The organism is Streptomyces lavendulae subsp. lavendulae (assembly GCF_002803845.1).
GTDB lineage: Bacteria > Actinomycetota > Actinomycetes > Streptomycetales > Streptomycetaceae > Streptomyces > Streptomyces lavendulae.
Genome location: NZ_CP024985.1, coordinates 4,049,561 through 4,067,342 on the forward strand (window position 1 = coordinate 4,049,561; position 17,782 = coordinate 4,067,342).

At 72.8% G+C, this 17,782-nt stretch carries 21 protein-coding genes; 10 read left to right on the forward strand and 11 right to left on the reverse strand.

The features are described 5' to 3' along the window. Window positions 1-123 precede the first annotated feature (123 nt). Together phoU and SLAV_RS41530 are read left to right on the forward strand one after the other, a co-directional pair. Entirely contained in the window at window positions 124-801 is a 678-nt protein-coding gene (phoU, locus tag SLAV_RS17580) for a phosphate signaling complex protein PhoU (RefSeq protein ID WP_030232376.1), read from the forward strand. A 105-nt stretch (window positions 802-906) separates the two neighbouring features. After that, window positions 907-1,059 carry a hypothetical protein gene (locus SLAV_RS41530; protein WP_167456794.1) on the forward strand — a complete coding sequence of 51 codons (153 nt, stop codon included), beginning with the start codon at window positions 907-909 and terminating at the stop codon, window positions 1,057-1,059. Window positions 1,060-1,132: 73 nt separating this feature from the next. Here the strand turns inward: SLAV_RS41530 and SLAV_RS17585 are convergent, their stop codons facing one another. After that, entirely contained in the window at window positions 1,133-1,591 is a 459-nt protein-coding gene (locus SLAV_RS17585) for a hypothetical protein (RefSeq protein WP_030232373.1), read from the reverse strand. 360 nt (window positions 1,592-1,951) lie between these two features. Then, window positions 1,952-2,710, reverse strand: coding sequence for a phosphoglyceromutase (locus SLAV_RS17590; RefSeq protein WP_030232369.1), 759 nt, complete (start codon window positions 2,708-2,710; stop codon window positions 1,952-1,954). Window positions 2,711-2,872: 162 nt separating this feature from the next. Here SLAV_RS17590 and SLAV_RS17595 point away from each other — a divergent pair, with 162 nt between their 5' ends. Continuing rightward, window positions 2,873-4,162 carry an MDR family MFS transporter gene (locus SLAV_RS17595; RefSeq protein WP_078950411.1) on the forward strand — a complete coding sequence of 430 codons (1,290 nt, stop codon included), beginning with the start codon at window positions 2,873-2,875 and terminating at the stop codon, window positions 4,160-4,162. A 180-nt stretch (window positions 4,163-4,342) separates the two neighbouring features. On the opposite strand, the gene SLAV_RS17600 is transcribed toward SLAV_RS17595, so the two are convergent. Together SLAV_RS17600 and mshA are read right to left on the reverse strand one after the other, a co-directional pair. Beyond that, the gene (locus SLAV_RS17600; protein ID WP_030232362.1) at window positions 4,343-4,831 is read right to left on the reverse strand and encodes a type III secretion system chaperone family protein; all 489 of its coding nucleotides are present in this window, start codon (window positions 4,829-4,831) and stop codon (window positions 4,343-4,345) included. Then, on the reverse strand, window positions 4,824-6,206 hold the full coding sequence (gene mshA / locus SLAV_RS17605; protein WP_030232359.1) for a D-inositol-3-phosphate glycosyltransferase: 1,383 nt from the start codon (window positions 6,204-6,206) through the stop codon (window positions 4,824-4,826). The genes SLAV_RS17600 and mshA overlap by 8 nt, the downstream gene beginning before the upstream one ends. A gap of 199 nt (window positions 6,207-6,405) precedes the next feature. Here mshA and SLAV_RS17610 point away from each other — a divergent pair, with 199 nt between their 5' ends. The 3 genes from SLAV_RS17610 (at window position 6,406) to SLAV_RS17620 (ending at window position 10,134) form a co-directional block, all read left to right on the forward strand. Continuing rightward, a complete protein-coding gene (locus tag SLAV_RS17610) occupies window positions 6,406-7,218 on the forward strand; it encodes a class I SAM-dependent methyltransferase (RefSeq protein WP_030232355.1) in 813 nt (270 codons plus the stop codon). A gap of 212 nt (window positions 7,219-7,430) precedes the next feature. After that, the gene (locus SLAV_RS17615; protein WP_051841085.1) at window positions 7,431-8,519 is read left to right on the forward strand and encodes a C40 family peptidase; all 1,089 of its coding nucleotides are present in this window, start codon (window positions 7,431-7,433) and stop codon (window positions 8,517-8,519) included. 328 nt (window positions 8,520-8,847) lie between these two features. Next, a complete protein-coding gene (locus SLAV_RS17620; RefSeq protein ID WP_030232349.1) occupies window positions 8,848-10,134 on the forward strand; it encodes a PP2C family protein-serine/threonine phosphatase in 1,287 nt (428 codons plus the stop codon). A gap of 26 nt (window positions 10,135-10,160) precedes the next feature. Here SLAV_RS17620 and SLAV_RS17625 read toward each other — a convergent pair whose 3' ends face one another. The 3 genes from SLAV_RS17625 to SLAV_RS17635 all read right to left on the reverse strand — a co-directional run bounded on the left by SLAV_RS17625 (window position 10,161) and on the right by SLAV_RS17635 (window position 11,699). Next, on the reverse strand, window positions 10,161-10,502 hold the full coding sequence (locus SLAV_RS17625; RefSeq protein WP_030232346.1) for a DUF2516 family protein: 342 nt from the start codon (window positions 10,500-10,502) through the stop codon (window positions 10,161-10,163). Between the two features lie 115 nt (window positions 10,503-10,617). Next, complete coding sequence (locus SLAV_RS17630; protein WP_030232343.1) at window positions 10,618-11,214, reverse strand: hypothetical protein; 597 nt, start codon at window positions 11,212-11,214, stop codon at window positions 10,618-10,620. Between the two features lie 23 nt (window positions 11,215-11,237). Next, window positions 11,238-11,699, reverse strand: a complete 462-nt coding sequence (locus tag SLAV_RS17635) for a helix-turn-helix domain-containing protein (protein ID WP_037687633.1) — start codon at window positions 11,697-11,699, stop codon at window positions 11,238-11,240. 229 nt (window positions 11,700-11,928) lie between these two features. Here SLAV_RS17635 and SLAV_RS17640 point away from each other — a divergent pair, with 229 nt between their 5' ends. Then, window positions 11,929-12,813, forward strand: coding sequence for an IS5 family transposase (locus SLAV_RS17640; RefSeq protein WP_030232338.1), 885 nt, complete (start codon window positions 11,929-11,931; stop codon window positions 12,811-12,813). A gap of 11 nt (window positions 12,814-12,824) precedes the next feature. On the opposite strand, the gene SLAV_RS17645 is transcribed toward SLAV_RS17640, so the two are convergent. Both SLAV_RS17645 and SLAV_RS17650 read right to left on the reverse strand, forming a co-directional pair. After that, window positions 12,825-13,220: a hypothetical protein gene (locus SLAV_RS17645; protein WP_234333685.1), complete on the reverse strand. Its 396-nt coding sequence runs from the start codon at window positions 13,218-13,220 to the stop codon at window positions 12,825-12,827. A 70-nt stretch (window positions 13,221-13,290) separates the two neighbouring features. Next, window positions 13,291-13,650 carry a winged helix-turn-helix transcriptional regulator gene (locus SLAV_RS17650; RefSeq protein ID WP_030232333.1) on the reverse strand — a complete coding sequence of 120 codons (360 nt, stop codon included), beginning with the start codon at window positions 13,648-13,650 and terminating at the stop codon, window positions 13,291-13,293. A 50-nt stretch (window positions 13,651-13,700) separates the two neighbouring features. Between SLAV_RS17650 and SLAV_RS17655 the strand changes: the two genes are divergently transcribed. Then, window positions 13,701-14,576: an NAD(P)-dependent oxidoreductase gene (locus SLAV_RS17655; protein WP_030232330.1), complete on the forward strand. Its 876-nt coding sequence runs from the start codon at window positions 13,701-13,703 to the stop codon at window positions 14,574-14,576. Between the two features lie 133 nt (window positions 14,577-14,709). Then, the gene (locus SLAV_RS17660; protein WP_030232327.1) at window positions 14,710-15,051 is read left to right on the forward strand and encodes a DoxX family protein; all 342 of its coding nucleotides are present in this window, start codon (window positions 14,710-14,712) and stop codon (window positions 15,049-15,051) included. A 31-nt stretch (window positions 15,052-15,082) separates the two neighbouring features. On the opposite strand, the gene SLAV_RS17665 is transcribed toward SLAV_RS17660, so the two are convergent. Beyond that, window positions 15,083-15,973 (reverse strand): sigma-70 family RNA polymerase sigma factor, encoded by an 891-nt coding sequence (locus SLAV_RS17665; RefSeq protein WP_030232324.1) that lies wholly within the window; start codon window positions 15,971-15,973, stop codon window positions 15,083-15,085. Window positions 15,974-16,134: 161 nt separating this feature from the next. Here SLAV_RS17665 and SLAV_RS17670 point away from each other — a divergent pair, with 161 nt between their 5' ends. After that, entirely contained in the window at window positions 16,135-16,914 is a 780-nt protein-coding gene (locus SLAV_RS17670) for an SDR family oxidoreductase (RefSeq protein WP_030232321.1), read from the forward strand. A gap of 63 nt (window positions 16,915-16,977) precedes the next feature. On the opposite strand, the gene SLAV_RS17675 is transcribed toward SLAV_RS17670, so the two are convergent. After that, on the reverse strand, window positions 16,978-17,748 hold the full coding sequence (locus SLAV_RS17675) for a putative protein N(5)-glutamine methyltransferase (RefSeq protein ID WP_051841084.1): 771 nt from the start codon (window positions 17,746-17,748) through the stop codon (window positions 16,978-16,980). Window positions 17,749-17,782: the final 34 nt, after the last annotated feature.

Genomic DNA, 17,782 nt, shown 5'->3' on the forward strand with positions numbered 1-17,782 from the left:
ACGGGGTTGATTCACTTGTGATGCCGGAGTCGGACGCGTTGGCACCCGAACGTGTAGAACGTGGGGCCAGGAGCCACGCAGCATACGAGCAGGCAGTAAGACCGGCAGGAGAGGGACACCACCATGCGCGACGCGTACCACGAGGAACTGGACTCGATCGGAGAAAGCCTCGTCGAGATGGCCCGGCTCGTCGGTTCCGCGATCGGGCGGGCGACCACCGCGATGCTCGACGCCGACCTCAAGCTCGCGGAGAGCGTCATCGCCGCCGACCAGAAGGTCGACGACCTGCAGCACGACCTCGAAGCCCGCGCCATCGCGCTGCTGGCCCGCCAGCAGCCCGTCGCGACCGACCTGCGCATCGTGGTGACCTCGCTGCGCATGAGCGCCGACCTGGAGCGCTCCGGCGACCTGGCCCAGCACGTGGCGAAGCTGGCGCGGCTGCGCTTCCCGGACCGGGCCGTCCCGCGCGACCTGCACGCGACCATCCTGGAGATGGGGCAGCTGGCGCAGCGGCTGATGGCGAAGGCGGCCGAGGTCATCATCACGAAGGACGTCGACCTCGCGCTCCAGCTGGAGCAGGACGACGACGAGATGGACCAGCTGCACCGCACCCTCTTCCAGCACCTGATGGACGACCGCTGGAAGCACGGCATCGAGACGGCCGTCGACGTGACCCTGCTGGGCCGCTACTACGAGCGTTTCGCCGACCACGCGGTGTCGGTGGCGAAGCGCGTGGTGTACCTGGTGACGGGTGAGCACGCGGACGAGCTCCAGCAGCCGACGCAGGTCGACGGGGTCTGACCGTCCGCTTCCGCGCCCCAATGCGCCGTTGACGCGCCGGTGTGGCTGGGCATGAATGAGGCCAAGGCGCTACCACTTCCCGTACGCCGCCTGCGAGGAGGAACCATGCCCGATTCCCCCGTTCCCATCACCCCGGAGCAGGAGCAGCCGCCCCGTCCGCCGGAGCCCCTGCGCCTGCCGCTGCTCGCGGCCTGCGGCTGCGGGTCGGGCTGCGGCTGCGGCTGCCAGTCCGGCGCCCCCTGCCAGTGCGGGGGCTGACCCCGCTCACGGAGGCACCTGTGGAGGGCCCCGCCGGACCTGGCCGGTCCGGCGGGGCCCTTCTGCGTGTCGGTCAGTCGCCGGTGTTGGTGGCCCAGACCGGCTGGTTGGCGCTGTTGTAGACGACGGCGTTGCCGTCGTCCTGGATGGACAGGTAGTGGCCCTTGTGCCAGGTGCCGGCGGCCCAGACGGGGTTGCCGTTGCTGTCGTAGACGACGAAGTTGCCGTCCTCCTGGAAGACGGCGCTGTTGGCCTTGGGCCAGACGCCCGGCGCCTGCCAGGCCGCGCGGCCGTCCTTGTAGAGGACGAAGTTGCCGTCGCTCTGGACGCGCAGGACGGTCCGGCCGTTGCCGGAGGTCCAGGCCTGGTTCTTGTGGAGGGTGGAGCCGCCGTAGAAGTGGGAGTCGCTACGGGCGGTGGGGGCGGCGGCCGCGGGCGCGGACGAGGCGTCGGCGGCCGGGACGGAGGCGAGTACGGGCAGGAGCGCGAGGGCGAGCACGGGGAGACCGCGCCGCACGAAGTGCTTGATCATGGACCGGAGTTCTAGCCGGGCGGCCCGGGAGGCCGACAGCGCAGAAACGACACACTCACCCGTCCGGCCCAGCAAGCTCAGCGCCGAAACGCCACTGCACACGTACCCGGCACCCCTCTCCCCCATCTCAAACCGATGAAAAAGCCCCACCCCGGCGCAGAACCGTCGCCCATCCCCCGCGAAGCCCCGCCCGGGGGAAAACCGCTGGTGGGAGGCCACTCATCCACCGGCACGGCTGGACGTGAACGTACTGCGCGGTGTGCGGGGACCAGCCCTGGGGCCCGCAGACGGCCCCGGGGCGGCGAGAAGCCCCCCGCCCGCCGGGAAACGGCAGGTGGGGGGCTTCTTCGTGGGTAAGGGTTACTTCTTGCCCTGGTTCTTGACGGCCTCGATGGCGGCGGCCGCGGCGGCCGGGTCGAGGTAGGTGCCGCCCGGGTTGAGGGGCTTGAAGTCGGCGTCCAGTTCGTAGGCGAGCGGGATGCCGGTGGGGATGTTCAGGCCCGCGATGTCGGCGTCGGAGATGCCGTCCAGGTGCTTGACCAGGGCGCGCAGGGAGTTCCCGTGCGCGGCGACCAGGACCGTGCGGCCCGCGAGGAGGTCCGGGACGATGGCGTCGTACCAGTACGGGAGCATCCGGACGACGACGTCCTTGAGGCACTCCGTCTTCGGGCGCAGCTCCGGCGGGATGCTCGCGTAGCGCGGGTCCTCGGACTGGGAGAACTCCGTGCCGTCCGCGAGGGCCGGCGGCGGGGTGTCGTAGGAGCGGCGCCACAGCATGAACTGCTCCTCGCCGAACTCGGCGAGGGTCTGGGCCTTGTCCTTGCCCTGGAGGGCGCCGTAGTGGCGCTCGTTCAGGCGCCAGGAGCGGTGGACCGGGATCCAGTGGCGGTCGGCGGCCTCCAGCGCGAGCTGGGAGGTGCGGATCGCGCGCTTCTGGAGGGACGTGTGGACCACGTCGGGGAGGAGGTCGGCGTCCTTCAGGAGCTCGCCACCGCGGACCGCCTCCTTCTCGCCCTTCTCGTTGAGATTGACGTCCACCCAGCCGGTGAACAGGTTCTTCGCGTTCCACTCGCTCTCGCCGTGACGGAGGAGGATCAGCTTGTACGGTGCGTCGGCCATGCGTACGAGCCTAATGGACGTGCCGCCGCGCCCGCGCGCGGCACCGGAGGGCCGCGGAGGGCCTTCGATTGACGGGCGGCGTCAATCCAGTGGCGGCCCGACGGGCGTCCTCGTAACGTGCCGAGAGCAGGAGGGACGCTTACATCATCGGGGGGATTCCTTATGTCCGTCAGCAGGTTGAGACAGGCCGCGCGGGAGAGCGTGGCGGGGCTGCCGAGTGCCTTCTGGTGGCTGTGGGCGAGCACGCTGGTGAACCGGCTCGGGGCCTTCGTCGCCACGTTCATGACCTTGTACCTGACCCTGGACCGGGGTTACTCGGCCTCCTTCGCGGGACTCGTGGTGGCCCTGCACGGGCTGGGCGGGGTGATCTCCTCGCTGGTGGCCGGGGTGATGACCGACCGGCTCGGACGGCGGCCGACGATGCTGGCGGCGAACGTGTCGACGGCGTTCTCGGTGGCGCTGCTGGGGTTCATGGAGCATCCGGCGGCGATCGCGGCGGTGGCCCTGCTGGTCGGGATGACCTCGAACGCCTCGCGCCCGGCGGTGTCCGCGATGATGGCGGACATCGTCCGGCCGGAGGACCGCGTACGGGCCTTCGCGCTGAACTACTGGGCCATCAACCTCGGCTTCGCGATCAGTGCGGCGGTGGCGGGGCTGGTGGCGGAGTACAGCTACCTGGCCGGATTCCTGGGCGAGGCGGCGCTGACGCTGCTCTGCGCGGTGCTGGTGTTCGCGAAGCTGCCGGAGTCGCGGCCGGTGCGGAACGCGGCGCAGGAGGAGGCGGCCGGGCCTGAGGTCGGGCTGGGGGACGTCCTGCGGGACGGGCGGTTCATGGGGGTCGTCGGGCTGTCGTTCCTGATCTCGCTGATCTTCACGCAGGGTTCGGTGGGGCTGCCGGCGGCGATGGGCGCGGCGGGGTTCTCCCCCGGTGACTACGGGCTGGTCGTCGCGGTGAACGGGGTGCTGATCGTGGCGCTCCAGATCCCGGTGACGCGGTTCATCGAGCACCGGGACCCGCAGAAGCTGCTGGTGATCTCGGCGCTGCTGGCGGGGTACGGGTTCGCGATGACGGCCTTCGCGGGGCCGCTGTGGGCGTACGCGCTGACGGTGGCGGTGTGGACGCTGGCGGAGATCGTGAACTCGCCGACGCAGATGGGGCTGGTGGCGCGGCTGTCGCCGGTGCACGGGCGCGGGCGCTACCAGGGGATGTACACGATGTCGTGGGCGGTGGCCGCGCTGGTGGCGCCGCTGATGGCCGGCTTCGTGATCGACCGGCTGGGCGCGGCGTGGCTGTGGGGGGCCACGGGGGTCCTGGGGACGGTGGCGGCGGCGGGGTACTGGCTGCTGATGCGGGGGCTCTCCGAGGGTGACGCGGGGAGGGTCGCGGCCGGGTCCGGCGGCCCGGGCTCCGCTGCGGCGCCGACGGCGGTGGCGGCTTCCGCGGAGGCGTAGCACCGGCCCGGGCGGCGCCGGGGCCGGGCCAGGGCCGGGGCCGGCCCCGGCGCCGGGGCCCGGATGCGGCAGGCGCGTCGGCGCGGCCGGATCCGCCGGGCGCAGGGGCGCCTCAGGCGGAGGGGCGCGTCAGGCGCAGGAGCGCGTCGGGCGCAGGGGCGCGTCAGGCGCAGGGGCGCGTCAGGCGGAGGGGCGCGTCAGGTGCTTGAAGGCGTCCAGGTTGCGGGTGGACTCGCCGCGCGAGACGCGCCATTCGTACTCGCGCCGGATCGCGCTCGCGAAACCGAGCTCCAGCAGGGTGTTGAAGGCGCCGTCCGCCGCCTCCAGGACGGACCCGAGGAGGCGGTCCAGGTCCTCCGGGGTGACGACCGACAGCGGGAGCCGGGCCGTGAGGTAGACGTCGCCGAGGGGGTCGACGGCGTAGGCCATGCCGTACAGCTTGAGGTTGCGCTCCAGCAGCCAGCGGTGGACGCCCGCCTCGTTCTCGTCGGGGTGGCGGATGACGAAGGCGTTCACCGAGAGGGAGTGCCGGCCGATCCGCAGCGAGCAGGTGGTGCTCAGCTTGCGGGTGCCGGGGAGCTGGACGACGTAGCTGCCGGGCTGGGGGCTCTCCCAGCTCAGCTCGGCTCCGGCCAGCGTGGACTCGATGATCGCGGCGGTGTCAGCCATGGTGGGAGCGTACGCGACGGCGGTGGTCGTGCATGGCCGCGGTGTACACGTCCGCCGTACCGCTGGCGGCGGTGTCCCAGCCGAAGGACTGCGCGTGCCGTGCGGCCTCGGCGCCCATCCGGTCCGTGAGGCCCGGCTCGTCCACGAAGCGGCGCAGTTCGCGCGCGTAGTCGACGGGGTCGTGGCCGGGTACGAGGATGCCCGTCACCCCGTCGTCGACGGCGACGGGGAGCCCGCCGACCGAGGCCGCGAGGACGGGGGTGCCGGTGGCCTGGGCCTCGATGGCGACGAGCCCGAAGGACTCGCTGTACGAGGGCATGACCAGGACGGAGGCGGCCCGGAACCAGTCGGCGAGCTGGTCCTGGCGCACGGGCGGGTGGAAGTGCACGAGGTCGGCGATGCCGAGCTTCGCGGCGAGCTTGTGGAGGCCCTCGGGCTTGGCGAGGCCGCTGCCGCTGGGGCCGCCGACGACGGGGACGAAGAGGCGGGTGCGCAGCGAGGGGTCGCGGTCGACGAGCTCGGCGACGGCGCGGAGCAGGATGTCGGGGGCCTTGAGGGGCTGGATGCGGCCGGCGAAGAGCGGGATCACGGCGTCCTGCGGCAGCCCGAGGCGGGCGCGGGCGGCGGCGCGGCCGTCGCCGGTGGTGAAGCGGTCGAGGTTGACGCCGGGGTGCACGACGGCGACCTTGCCCGGGTCGGCCTCGTAGTGGCGGACGAGTTCGTCGGCCTCTTCGGCGGTGTTCGCGATGAGCCGGTCGGCGGCGGCCACGATCTGGGTCTCGCCGATGACGCGGGCGGCCGGTTCGGGGGCGTCGCCCTCGGCGAGGGCGGCGTTCTTGACCTTGGCCATGGTGTGCATGGCGTGCACGAGCGGGACGCCCCAGCGTTCGGCGGCGAGCCAGCCGACGTGTCCGGAGAGCCAGTAGTGGGAGTGCACGAGGTCGTAGTAGCCGGGGCGGTGGCCGGCCCAGGCCTGCATGACGCCGTGGGTGAAGGCGCACAGCTGGGCCGGGAGCTCCTCCTTGGCGAGGCCCTCGTACGGGCCCGCGTCCACGTGCCGGACGAGGACGCCGGGGGCGAGCTCGACGACGGGCGGCAGGCCGCCGGTGGTCGCGCGGGTGAAGACCTCGACCTCGATGTTGATCGCGGCGAGGCGCTTGGCGAGCTCGACGATGTACACGTTCATGCCGCCGGCGTCGCCGGTGCCGGGCTGGTGCAGCGGTGAGGTGTGCACGCTGAGCATGGCCACGCGGCGCGGCTTGCGGTGGTGGCCGACGGCCGGCAGGCGCAGGCGGGGCGGGTCGTGGCGGGTGCCGCGCGCGGCCGCGATGCGGCCGCTGATGCTGCCGCCGAGACGGGACACGTACTGGCTCAAGGGAGCAGTTCCTCTCGCTCGGATCGCTCGGACGACGGGCGGGGCAGCGCATGCGGGGCGGCATGGCTGCGGGAGCGCGGTCGGCGCCCTGCAAGGAGTGCAACCCGGATGGCGGTCCCCCGCATTCCGGGGGGCCGGGACTTCCTGCTCGGTTTGCCGGTTTTTTATCTTGGCGGGCCGCTCGGCATACGCTCGGCGCATGGTCTCCCGCAGCACTCCGCCGTCTCCCAAGCGCCCTGTCGGCACCGTGACGCGCGGGACCACGAACCCGAACCGGCTGCGGCGCATGGACCGCTGGATCGCGGCCTCGCACGGGGCGGCGCTGCGCCGCGCCGACGCTCCGGTGGCGGTGGACCTGGGGTACGGGGCCGCGCCCTGGACGGCGGTGGAGCTGCTGGCGCGTCTGCGGGAGGCGGCGCCGCGGGTGCGGGTGGTCGGCATCGAGATCGAGCCGGCGCGGGTGGCGGGGGCGAAGCCGTACGAGCGGGAGGGGCTGAGCTTCCGGCACGGTGGCTTCGAGGTGCCGCTGGAGGGCGGGGAACGCCCGGCCCTGATCCGTGCGGCGAACGTGTTGCGCCAGTACGACGAGGAGCAGGTCGCGGAGGTGTGGCAGCGGCTCTGCGCCCGGCTGGCCCCGGGCGGGCTGCTGGTGGAGGGGACCTGCGACGAGATCGGGCGGCGGCACGTGTGGGTCGCGCTGGGGCCCGAGGGGGCGCGCACGGTGACGTTCGCGACCCGGCTGGGCTCCCTGGAGCGCCCCTCGGACCTGGCGGAGCGGCTGCCGAAGGCGCTGATCCACCGGAACGTGCCGGGTGAGCCGGTGCACGCCTTCCTGCGGGACTTCGACCGGGCGTGGGCGGCGGCGGCCCCGTACGCCTCGTACGGGGCGCGGCAGCGGTGGATCCGTACGGCGCGGGCGCTGGCGGTGGACTGGCCGCTGGCGGACGGTCCGGCGCGGTGGCGGCAGGGGGAACTGACCGTGCGCTGGGAGGCGTTGCGCCCGGCGGGGTGAATGTCGGCGCGCGGGGAACCGGTTGTGGGGACCGTCCGTTGAGTCGGCTGGGGTGGGCGGGACGTGGGCGGTCATGATCGGAGCGGCATCCGGAAGGGTGTTGGAATTCACCGAGTCGTGGCACCATCCCGGTGACAGTGCCAAGTTACTGATGAATAGTCAGATCTGATGTCGGGTGATGTCCGGTCTGGCTCGGGGCGCCTGGGGGAGCCATGGGGACCGCGAAGCGAGCGTCGTCACGCGTGCAGGGAGTGTCCGCTCTCGCGCTGCTGTGCGCGATGGCGATACTGACGGCACCGGGGCTGGCGGCGGGCAGCGCGTACGCCGCGCCCGCGGCTCCTGCGGCTCCTGCGCCCGAGCCGGAGGGCAAGTCCCTGGACCAGGTCCGCAAGGAGATCGAGGACCTCTACCGGCAGGCCGGGACCGCCACGGACGCGTACAACCTCGCGGTGGGCGAGACCAAGGCGCAGTCCGAGCGGATCGTCGAGATCGCCAGGCTGGTGGTGGCGGGCCAGGACCGGATCACCGGCCTGAAGGACCGCGCGGGCGCGGCCGCCCGCGCCCAGTACCGCTCGGGCGGACTGCCGCCGGGCGCGGCGCTGGCGCTGAGCGACAGCCCGTCGGCGTACCTGGACGGCGCGGGCCGGCTGCGGCAGGGCGAGAAGGCCACGACGGACCTGCTGTCCGAACTGAACCGGACCCAGACCGACTTGGAGCGGTACGCGAAGGACGCGGGCGCGCTCTGGCAGAAGATGGAGGAGAACCGGGTCAAGCAGGAAGCCGCCAAGAAGCAGATCGAGGACAAGATCAAGGCGGCGGAGGCCCTGGAGAGCCGGCTGGCGGCCGAGGAGAAGGCCCGGCTGATCCAGCTGGAGCAGGAGGCGCAGTACAAGGCGCAGACGGCGTGGCTGTCGTCGGGCGCGATGAAGGACGTCAAGGGTGCGGCGACGGACGCCGGGAAGCGGGCCGTGCAGTTCGCCACCGCGCAGATGGGCAAGCCGTACGAGTGGGGTGCCGAGGGGCCGGGCTCGTTCGACTGCTCCGGACTGACCTCGCAGGCCTGGCTGGCGGCCGGGCGGCCCATCCCGCGCACCTCGCAGGAGCAGTTGCGGCTGCTGCCGAAGGTGGCGCTGAAGGACATGCGGCCGGGCGATCTGATCATCTACTTCGACGACGCGAGCCACGTCGGCATGTACGTCGGTGACGGCGCGATGGTCCACGCCCCGCGCCCCGGCCGCAACATCACGATGGCGGGCGCAGGCTCGATGCCGATCAAGGCCGTGGTCCGCCCCGACGCGTAAGCCCTGGCCGGGCGGTCAGGGGGCCGGGTCCGGGGGCATCCCCCGACCTGGACCCCCGGCGCGCCGCCGCCACCGGCCCCACCCGCCGCCACCGGCCGCCCCGGCCCCACCCGCCGGGACCGACCCGGCGGGGCGCCGCGGGGTCTCGGTGGGCGGACGGCGGGTGGTGACGTTGGTCATCCCGCCAACCCGGTCATCCCCCGTGATAAGGGCATATGACGGAGGCCCTCCCGCACCCCCGCCCCGATCGCCATTCCGCTCGCCGCCACCCGCCCGCTAGGGTCTGCGCATGAGCGCACCCTCGGGGGGAGGGAAGGAACCGGAAACGATGGCCGTACCCGTACCCGTACCGCGGCAGAGGGAGATCCCGGTCGCGGAGAGCGGTGCGGCGGCCGAGCCGCCGGTCACCGCCACCGCACCCCCGGCCTCACTCACCCTGCTGGTGATAGAGGACGACCCGGCGGGCGGACTCACCGTCCCCGAGATCCTCGACGCCGACGGCCACCGCATCCGCCTGCGCAGCGCCCGCAACCTCACCGAGGCCGCGCGCCTGCTCACGCCCGACGTGCACTGCGTCCTGCTGGACCTGGGCCTGACCCCGTCCGGCCCGGCCACCGGCCCGGCCGGTGGCTCCGAAGACGACGGCCTCACCGTCCTGCGCCAGGTCCTGCGCATCGCCCCACGGCACGCGGTCCTCGTCCTGACCTCCGAGGCGGACGCCGACCGCGCCGCCGCGGCGGTCCACGTCGGCGCCCAGGACTTCCTCTTCCGCGACGAGCTCGACGGCCGGCTCCTGAGCCGCGCCATCCGCTACGCCGTGGAGAGAAAGCGGGCGGACACCGCCCAGTACAAGCTCGCAGAATCGAAACTGCGCGCCCAGGAGAACGCCCGCCTCGAACGCGGCCTGCTCCCCACCCCCCTGCTGGACGGCTCCGACCTCCGCTTCGCCGCCCGCTACCGGCCCGGCCGCAGCCGGGCCCTGCTCGGCGGGGACTTCTACGACGCCGTCCGCACCCCCGACGGCACCGTCCACGCCATGATCGGCGACGTCTGCGGCCACGGCCCCGACGAGGCCGCCCTCGGCGTCGAGCTGCGCATCGCCTGGCGCGCGCTGACCCTGGCCGGGCTGTGCGGCGACGACCTGCTGGCCACCCTCCAGGAGGTCCTGGAGGTGGAGCGGCCCTGCGAGGAGATCTTCGCGACGCTGTGCACCGTGGACATCTCCCCCGACGGCCGCCGTGCGGGCCTGTGCCTGGCCGGCCATCCGGCCCCGCTCATATCGAGGCCGGGCCGCCGCGCGCAGCTGCTCCCGTACGAGAACAGCGGACCGGCGCTGGGACTGCTGCCCCGGGCCCGCTGGCCCCGCCGCCAGGTCGACCTGGGCGGCACCTGGAGCCTGATGCTCTACACCGACGGCCTCATCGAGGGCCGGATCGGCGACGGCCGCGAACGGCTCGGCCAGGACGGAATGGTCGAGATGATCAACCGTCACCTGGAGCGCGGCCTGAGCGGCGAGGGCCTCCTGGAGGCCTCCGTCACCGAGGCCCGCCGTCTCAACGGCGGCGAGCTCACCGACGACGTGGCGGTGGTCCTGCTCTCCCGCGCGGCGGGCTGATCCGTCCCGCCGGCACCCGCCGGTACCTAGCGGCCGCCGTTGTACGGGCCGTACGGTCCGTCGCTGCTGCTGCCGCCGCCCCGGCGGCGGCCGCCACCGGAGACCTGCTTGAGGGCGGGGCGCACGTCGACCATGAACACGATGCTCGCCACCAGGCCGGCGATCTGCAGGAACAGCATCCCGAGGAAGAAGTCGACCAGGACCGCGACGCCCAGGAGCACGCTCCAGAACGTCTTGGTCTGCTTCTCGGCGGCCCGGTACGCGTCCTCGCGCGCCGTCACCGCGAAAACGAAGGCCACGACGGCGAGCGCCAGCATGGCGTAGCCGAGCAACGGGAGCACCCCGTTGTTGAACCCCTGCATCAGCATCGTCCGGACCGCCTTCTCACCTCGGGCACACCTGACTCCACGCTACCGCCGGAGTCCCTTTCCCAAACGACAACGAACCGGGCACCGCTCGGGTGCCCGGTCCGCCGTGCGTCGATCAGCTCTCGCCGCCGGAAGCGGCGGCGGCCTTCTTGCCCGGGCCGGACGTCCCGCGGCGCGCGGTGGTCTTCCGCCCGGCGGGCTTCTCCTCGGCCCCGGCGGAGGCCTCGGCGGGCTCGGCGGCGGGCTCGGCGTCCGTCGCGGCCTGCGGCTCGGATGCCTCGGGCTCCACGGCCCCGGCGATGTCGACGATCTCGTCGGCGACCTCGCCGCGCCAGGACCGCACGGCCTGCTCGCCGTGCTCGGCGACCTTGTCGTAGGTCTCCTTGGCCCGTACGGCGTACTCGGCGGCCACGCCGACGCCGCGCAGCGCCAGGTCCTGGGCGGTCTCGCCCAGCTTCTTCGGGTCGATCGCGCCGAGGACCTCGTTGAACTTCGCGGTGACCGCCTCCTGGGCGACCTTGGCCTTCTCCTGCACGGCCTTGGTGTCCGCGTTCTTCACGGCCTCGATGCGCGCGGGGGCCTCGGCGCGCAGCTGCTCGATGATGCCGGGCACCTTCTTCGCCTGCTGGACGGCGAGGTCGGCGGTACCGGCGGCGAAGTAGAGGGGGGTGGGGTCGGTGAGGGTCTTCTTCAGGTCATCGGCGATGGCCATGTGCTGGTCCTCCCGGATCACAGTCAGTTCGTAGGGGGCACCGCGGTGGTGTCGGAGTCGGCGCCGGAGCCCTTGCCCGGAGCGGGATCGGGACCCGGAGCGGGAGCGGAGCCGTCCGTAGCGGCCCCATCCTCCTCCTCCAGGGCGTTCTCCCTGCGGAACGCGTCGTAGATCTGGAGCAGCACCTGCTTCTGCCGCTCGTTGATCGACGGGTCGGAGAGGATGACGGCCCGCGTCTCCACCTCGTCCCGGTCCCGCTCGTCGAGGATCCCGGCCTGCACGTACAGCGTCTCCGCGGAGATCCGCAGCGCCTTGGCCAGCTGCTGGAGGATGTCCGCGCTCGGCTTGCGCAGCCCGCGCTCGATCTGGCTCAGGTACGGATTCGACACCCCTGCGGCGTCGGCGAGCTGCCGCAGCGAAAGCTGGGCCTGCCGCCGCTGCTCGCGGAGGTATTCGCCGAGGTTTCCGACGTTGAGCGATGCCATACGCCGATCCTGCCGGACCTTGCTAACTATTGCAAGCGGATGCTTGCAATAACTCCCAGCACCCCCGCGCCCCGTCCCCCGGCACCCACTTTTTTGTGGGTACTTGGCCGGGTCCGGCGTCCGGGTGAGGCTTGTCCCGGGTGGCCGGGCCGGAGGTCGTGAGGAGGCGGGACTAGGTCCTGTCCGATGGGTCGAGTGACGCTCCCGCTGGGAACTCGTTCCGTGAGACATGGGGCGGGGAGATCTTTCGGATGAGGAGTGGGCTCGGCTGGAGCCGCACTTGCCGACGAATCGCGGGCGGGGTGGACGCTGGCAATGCCACCGTCGTGTGATCAACGGGATTCTGTTCCGGCAGCGGACCGGTCTCCCCTGGAGGGACCTGCCTACCTGCTTCGGTAGCTGGAAGACGGTTCACGACCGTCATCGAAGGTGGTCGGCGGACGGCACGTGGGACAGAATCCTGCGGGCCGTCCAGGCCGACGCCGATGCCGAGGGCCGGATCGACTGGAGCATGGTCAGCGTCGACTCCACGACCTGCCGCGCTCATCAGCACGCGGCTGGTGCCTCCACCCGCGCCCCGAGGATCCCGGGCCGGCGCAAGGGCCCGGCGCGCCACCGATCCGATGAGGCCCTGGGACGCTCGCGAGGCGGGCTCACAAGCAAGATCCACCTTGCCGGAGAGGGCGGGCGTCGCCCGCTCGGGTTCGTCATCACGCCCGGCCAGTGGGGAGACGCACCACAGATGATTCCCGTTCTGGAAGAGATCCGCGTGCCCCGGCAGGCTGGTGGACGACCGCGCACCCGGCCCGACCATGTCGGGGGCGATAAGGCGTACTCGTCACGCCGTAACCGGCGTCACCTGCGCAGACGCCAGATCAAGCACACGATCCCCGAGCCGAGAGACCAGCGGGCCAATCGTCAGCGCCGCGGCAGCCAAGGCGGCCGACCCGCAGGGTTCGACAAGGCGATCTACCGTCGACGCAACGAGGTCGAGCGGACCATAAATCGGCTCAAGAACTTCCGCGCCGTCGCTACGCGCTTCGACAAGCGGGCGTACGTCTTCCACGGAACGGTCACCGTGGCCGCGATCCGCCTATGGCTCCGTCCTGAGTGAAGGGCTCCGGCTCAGAGGTTCTTGGCACCCGGGTAGTGGTAGCGAAGTTCGCTGAGTACGCGCTCGTCGACAGCCCTGACGTCCCACAAAGAGCTGTCGAACTCGGTCAGGACGACCACCACCTCGTCCCCGGCGAACCCACGGGCTTCGGCGTCGATCAACTGGAGGAAGGGGGTCGTCAACGACAACAGCGTCAACGTATCCATGCCAGCGTCGGCTGACCTCTTCTCCATCTCGACACAGCGAGGATCGACAATCTCGTCGAACTCGACCCGCCACGTCAGGTCCAGGCCGAAGCTCCCAAGACGAACCACCAGCTCAGCCAGGGTCACGTAGTGCTTTCCGTGCCAGGCAGGAAACGTGACCCCCTTCATCCCCGCCCCTGCTTCGCCGGCATCGCGTGACATACAGCCCCCTTCATCCCAACGAACCCTAGGCCACTGCCCTGATCAGCCCACACGACCCATCGGACAGGACCTAGGAGGCCGGGCGGCCCTCGGGGGCCGTGGTGAGGCGCTCCAGGCGGCGGTGGCCCCAGTCGGAGACCGGGGCCAGTGCCTCGGAGAGTTCGCGGCCGAACCCCGTCAGGGAGTACTCGGTCTTCAGCGGCAGCACGTCGTGCACCTCCCGGTGCACCAGGCCGTCCGTCTCCATCTCGCGCAGCGCCTGGGTCAGCACCTTCTCGGTCAGCCCCGGCAGCAGCCGGCGCAGTTCGCCGGGCCGTCGCGGACCGGATTCCAGCAGCCACAGCAGCGCGGTCTTCCACTTGCCGTCGATCACGGCGATCGCCGCCGTCACCCCGCAGACGTTCGGGTCCAAGGCCCGGCTCCGCGTCATCTCCACCCCTCACAGCCGTCGATTCCCGTTGCTCCAGAAGGAGTTCCACCATGCAGTCTGCCGTCACCGTGCTCGGCCTGGGCCCGATGGGCCGGTCCCTGGCCCGCGCCTTCCTGGACGCCGGCCTGTCCGTCACCGTCTGGAACCGGACCCCGGGCCGGGACCACGAGCTGGTCGAACGCGGGGCCGTGGGCGCCGCCTCGGCCGAGGAGGCCGTCGCCGCGAGCGGGCTGACCGTCATCTGCGTGGTGAACTACGACGCGGCCGACGCCGTCCTGCGGGCCGCGGCCGTCGCCCGCGCCCTCAAGGGGCGCACCCTCGTGAACCTCAGCGCCGACACCCCCGAACGGGCCCGGGAGACGGGCGCCTGGGCGGACCGCCACGGCATCCGCTACCTGGACGGCGCGATCATGACCCCGACCACCACCATCGGCACCGCCGCCTCGGTCTACCTCCACAGCGGCCCGGAGGACCTCTACCGGGAACACCGCCCCCTGCTGGAGGCACTGGGCGGCACCCACACCCACCTCGGCGAGGACATCGGCCGGGCCGCGGCCTACGACATCGCCCTGCTCGACGTCTTCTGGACGGCCATGGCGGGCTACGCGCACGCCGTGGCGCTCGCGCGGGCCGAGGGCATCACCGCGCGGGAACTCGCCCCCTTCGCCCAGGGCATCGGCGCGATCCTGCCGCCGCTGTTCGCGCAGACCGCCGCGGACTTCGACGACGGCGGCTTCTCCGGCGAGGGCAACCCGCTCACCTCGGGGGCGTCGAGCATGGCCCACATCGTCCACGCCTCGGAGGCGCACGGCATCGACGCGGGCGTGATGCGCGCCGCCGAGGGGATGGCCCGGCGGGCCATCGGGCTGGGCCACGGGACGGACGGGTTCATCCGGGTCGCCGAGGTCCTCGGCCGCCACCGCTGACCCCGGCCGGCGGGCACCGGCGGGCACCGGCGGCACCCGCCGGACATTCGTTCCGGGAAGTTGTCACATCCGTACGGCGGCGCGGGTCAAAGGGATGTCGAACGAACGAGACACCGCCCCGAAGGAGCCCCCGATGTCCACCACCGCCACCGTCGTCACCCTGGTCGCCGCCTTCATGGCCGGATTCTCCGGGGTCTCGGTCTTCCTCCGCGCCACGTTCGTGGTCGAGCCCCTCGCGGAGTACGGCGTCCCGCGCCGCATCTGGAACCTGCTCGGCGCCGCCAAGGCCGCCGGGGCGGTCGGCCTCCTCGTCGGCTTCGCCGTCCCGGCCATCGGGATCGCCGCCGCCATCGGCCTGATCCTCTACTTCACCGGCGCCGTCATCACCGTCCTGCGGGCCCGCGCCTACGCCCACGCGGTCTTCCCGATGATCTACGCCGCCCCCGCCGTCGCCGCCCTCGCCCTGATCGCCTGAGACCAGGGCGGGGACGGCCGGCGGCCCGTCCTCAGCCTTGCGGGTCCAGGGCCGTCAGGTCCAGCGACTTCAGCCGCTCCGGGTCGGACAGGACGTCGATCGCGACGATCTTCCCGCCCACGACGGTGAAGGCCATCACCGACACGGCCCGGTCCTTGCGCACCACCACGACGCCCGCGGCGCCGTTGATCAGCGCCGGGCGGACGAACGGGGTGAGCGAGCCGTACGTGACCGCCTGGCCCGCCACCGTCCGCGCACCGTTGAGCACGACGGTGAGGGCCCCGCCCACGCCGCCGTCGGAACGCAGCACCACGTCCGGGTCGAGTACGGACACCAGCGCCTCGAACCGGCCGTCCCGCGCGGCGGCGAAGAACGCGTCCACCGCCTCCCGCTGCCGCCCGAGGTCCGGATCGGGCGCCGGGGCCTGCCCCTGCACCTTGCGCCGGGCGCGGGTGGCCAGCTGCCGGGTCGCCGCGGAGGTCTTCTCGATCAGCGGGGCGATCTCGTCGAACGGCACCGCGAACATGTCGTGCAGGACGAGCGCCAGCCGCTCCGCCGGCGACAGCGACTCCATCACCACCATCAGCGCCAGTCCGACCGAGTCGGCCAGCAGCACCTCCTGCTCCGGGTCGATCCGCCGCTCGGAACCGATCAGCGGGTCCGGGATCCGGGTCTCCGCCCGCTCCATCGGGTCCTCACGACGCTGCTCGCGCGAGCGCAGCAGGTTCAGGCAGACCCGCGACACCACCGTCGTCAGCCAGCCGCCGAGGTTCTCGATCCCGCTCGCGTCGGTCCGGTCCAGCCGCAGCCACGCCTCCTGGACCGCGTCGTCGGCCTCGCTCAGCGAGCCGAGCATCCGGTAGGACACCGCTCTGAGATGACTGCGGTGCTCCTCGAAACGCTCGGCCAACGAGGCCGTCACCTCGGGCGCCGCCGCCGGGGCCTGCGGGGGCGTCGGGGAAGAACTTCCGTCCACGTGTCACATTCCTTCCTCACTGCGGGTCAGTGCAGTAGACCCCGCTCACCCGGACGGGGTTGTAGCCGGGAGGCCAACTCCCGCTCCACCGATCGGAGATGAACCGAATGGCGCAGACGAACGCATCCCACGGCCCGCTGCTGGTCACCGGCGGCACCGGCACCCTCGGCAGCCTCGTCGTCCCCCTGCTGCGCGCCGCCGGACACCCCGTGCGCGTGCTGACCCGTACGGCCCGCGAGGACGCGGACGGGGTCACGTACACGAGCGGGGACCTGGTCGCGGACCGGGGCGTCGACGCCGCCGTGGAAGGCGTGGAGACCGTCCTGCACCTCGCGGGCGGGGCCAAGGGCGACGACGTCGCCGCCCGGAACCTGGTGCGCGCCGCGAAGGCGGCCCGTGTGCGCCACCTCGTACTGATCTCGGTGATCGGCGCGGACACCGTCCCCCTGGGCTGGTTCCGGGCCAAGCTGGAGGCCGAACGGGCCGTCACCGGCTCCGGGCTGCCGTGGACGGTCCTGCGCGCCGCCCAGTTCCACGAGCTGGCGTTCACCGTGGCCGGGAAGCTGGCCGGACTGCCCGTGGTGCCGGTGCCGGGCGGTCTGCGCTGGCAGCCCGTCGACTCCCGCGACGTCGCGCAGCGGCTCGCCGAGCTGGCCCTCGGGGAGCCCGCCGGGCTCGTCCCCGACCTGGCCGGACCCGACGTCCTCGGCCTGGGCGACCTCACCCGCGACTACCTCCGGGCCCACGGCCGCCGCCGCCCGATGCTGCCGGTGCGGATGCCCGGCAAGGTCGGCCGCGCCTACCGCGCCGGGGTGAACCTCTCCCGCGACGGCGCCCTCGTGGGGGAACGGACCTGGGAGGCCTTCCTCGCCGAACGCGTGCGCTGAGAGCCGGAGACCCGGGCCCGGGCCCCAAGCCCGAGACCCCGGCCCCCGGCCCCCGGCCCCCGGTCAGCCCGCGGCCGGCGCCGTCCCGATCACCACGGTCGCGTACCGCTCCTCCGAGGTGACCGCCCGCACCGCGAGCCCGCCCGACGTCAGGGCGGACGCCGTCAGCGGCGCCTGCCGGGCACTGGTCTCGATCAGCAGCCGGCCGCCCGGGGCCAGCCACCGCACGGCGTCCGCGGCCACCCGCCGGTGCACGTCCAGGCCGTCCGCGCCCCCGTCCAGGGAGACCAGCGGCTCGTGGTCGCGGGCCTCGGACGGCATCAGCCCGATCTCCTCCGTCGGCACGTACGGGGCGTTGACCACGAGGACGTCCACCCGCCCGCGCAGCTCCGCCGGGAGCGCCCCGTACAGGTCGCCCTCCCAGACGGAGCCGCCGTACGGGGCCACGTTGCGCCGGGCGTACTCCAGCACGGCCGGGTCGATGTCGGCCGCGTGCAGCTCGACCCCGCCCGGCACCTGGGAGGCCACCGCCGCCCCGAGGGCGCCGACCCCGCAGCACAGGTCCAGCACGACCGCGCCGCGCCCGGCCAGCGCCACCGCCTCCTCGGCCAGGAACTCGCTGCGCCGGCGCGGTACGAAGGCTCCCGCGCCCACCTCCACGCGCAGCCCGCAGAACTCCGCCCAGCCCACGACGTGCTCCAGCGGTTCACCGCCCGCCCGGCGGGCCACCAGCTCCGCCAGGTGCCCGTCGTCGGTGGCGGCCGCGACCAGCAGGTCCGCTTCCTCCTCGGCGAAGACGCAGCCCGCCGCACGCAGCCGTTCCACGATCGTCAACACGTCACTCTTCTCCTGGTTCCTCACGATGGTG

Coding starts and splice junctions, on each gene's coding strand:
- phoU (WP_030232376.1), top strand. CDS start 124: ATGCGCGACGCGTACCACGAGGAACTGGACTCGATCGGAGAAAGCCTC.
- SLAV_RS41530 (WP_167456794.1), top strand. CDS start 907: ATGCCCGATTCCCCCGTTCCCATCACCCCGGAGCAGGAGCAGCCGCCC.
- SLAV_RS17585 (WP_030232373.1), bottom strand. CDS start 1,591: ATGATCAAGCACTTCGTGCGGCGCGGTCTCCCCGTGCTCGCCCTCGCG.
- SLAV_RS17590 (WP_030232369.1), bottom strand. CDS start 2,710: ATGGCCGACGCACCGTACAAGCTGATCCTCCTCCGTCACGGCGAGAGC.
- SLAV_RS17595 (WP_078950411.1), top strand. CDS start 2,873: ATGTCCGTCAGCAGGTTGAGACAGGCCGCGCGGGAGAGCGTGGCGGGG.
- SLAV_RS17600 (WP_030232362.1), bottom strand. CDS start 4,831: ATGGCTGACACCGCCGCGATCATCGAGTCCACGCTGGCCGGAGCCGAG.
- SLAV_RS17610 (WP_030232355.1), top strand. CDS start 6,406: ATGGTCTCCCGCAGCACTCCGCCGTCTCCCAAGCGCCCTGTCGGCACC.
- SLAV_RS17615 (WP_051841085.1), top strand. CDS start 7,431: ATGGGGACCGCGAAGCGAGCGTCGTCACGCGTGCAGGGAGTGTCCGCT.
- SLAV_RS17620 (WP_030232349.1), top strand. CDS start 8,848: ATGGCCGTACCCGTACCCGTACCGCGGCAGAGGGAGATCCCGGTCGCG.
- SLAV_RS17625 (WP_030232346.1), bottom strand. CDS start 10,502: ATGCTGATGCAGGGGTTCAACAACGGGGTGCTCCCGTTGCTCGGCTAC.
- SLAV_RS17630 (WP_030232343.1), bottom strand. CDS start 11,214: ATGGCCATCGCCGATGACCTGAAGAAGACCCTCACCGACCCCACCCCC.
- SLAV_RS17635 (WP_037687633.1), bottom strand. CDS start 11,699: ATGGCATCGCTCAACGTCGGAAACCTCGGCGAATACCTCCGCGAGCAG.
- SLAV_RS17640 (WP_030232338.1), top strand. CDS start 11,929: ATGGGGCGGGGAGATCTTTCGGATGAGGAGTGGGCTCGGCTGGAGCCG.
- SLAV_RS17645 (WP_234333685.1), bottom strand. CDS start 13,220: ATGTCACGCGATGCCGGCGAAGCAGGGGCGGGGATGAAGGGGGTCACG.
- SLAV_RS17650 (WP_030232333.1), bottom strand. CDS start 13,650: ATGACGCGGAGCCGGGCCTTGGACCCGAACGTCTGCGGGGTGACGGCG.
- SLAV_RS17655 (WP_030232330.1), top strand. CDS start 13,701: ATGCAGTCTGCCGTCACCGTGCTCGGCCTGGGCCCGATGGGCCGGTCC.
- SLAV_RS17660 (WP_030232327.1), top strand. CDS start 14,710: ATGTCCACCACCGCCACCGTCGTCACCCTGGTCGCCGCCTTCATGGCC.
- SLAV_RS17670 (WP_030232321.1), top strand. CDS start 16,135: ATGGCGCAGACGAACGCATCCCACGGCCCGCTGCTGGTCACCGGCGGC.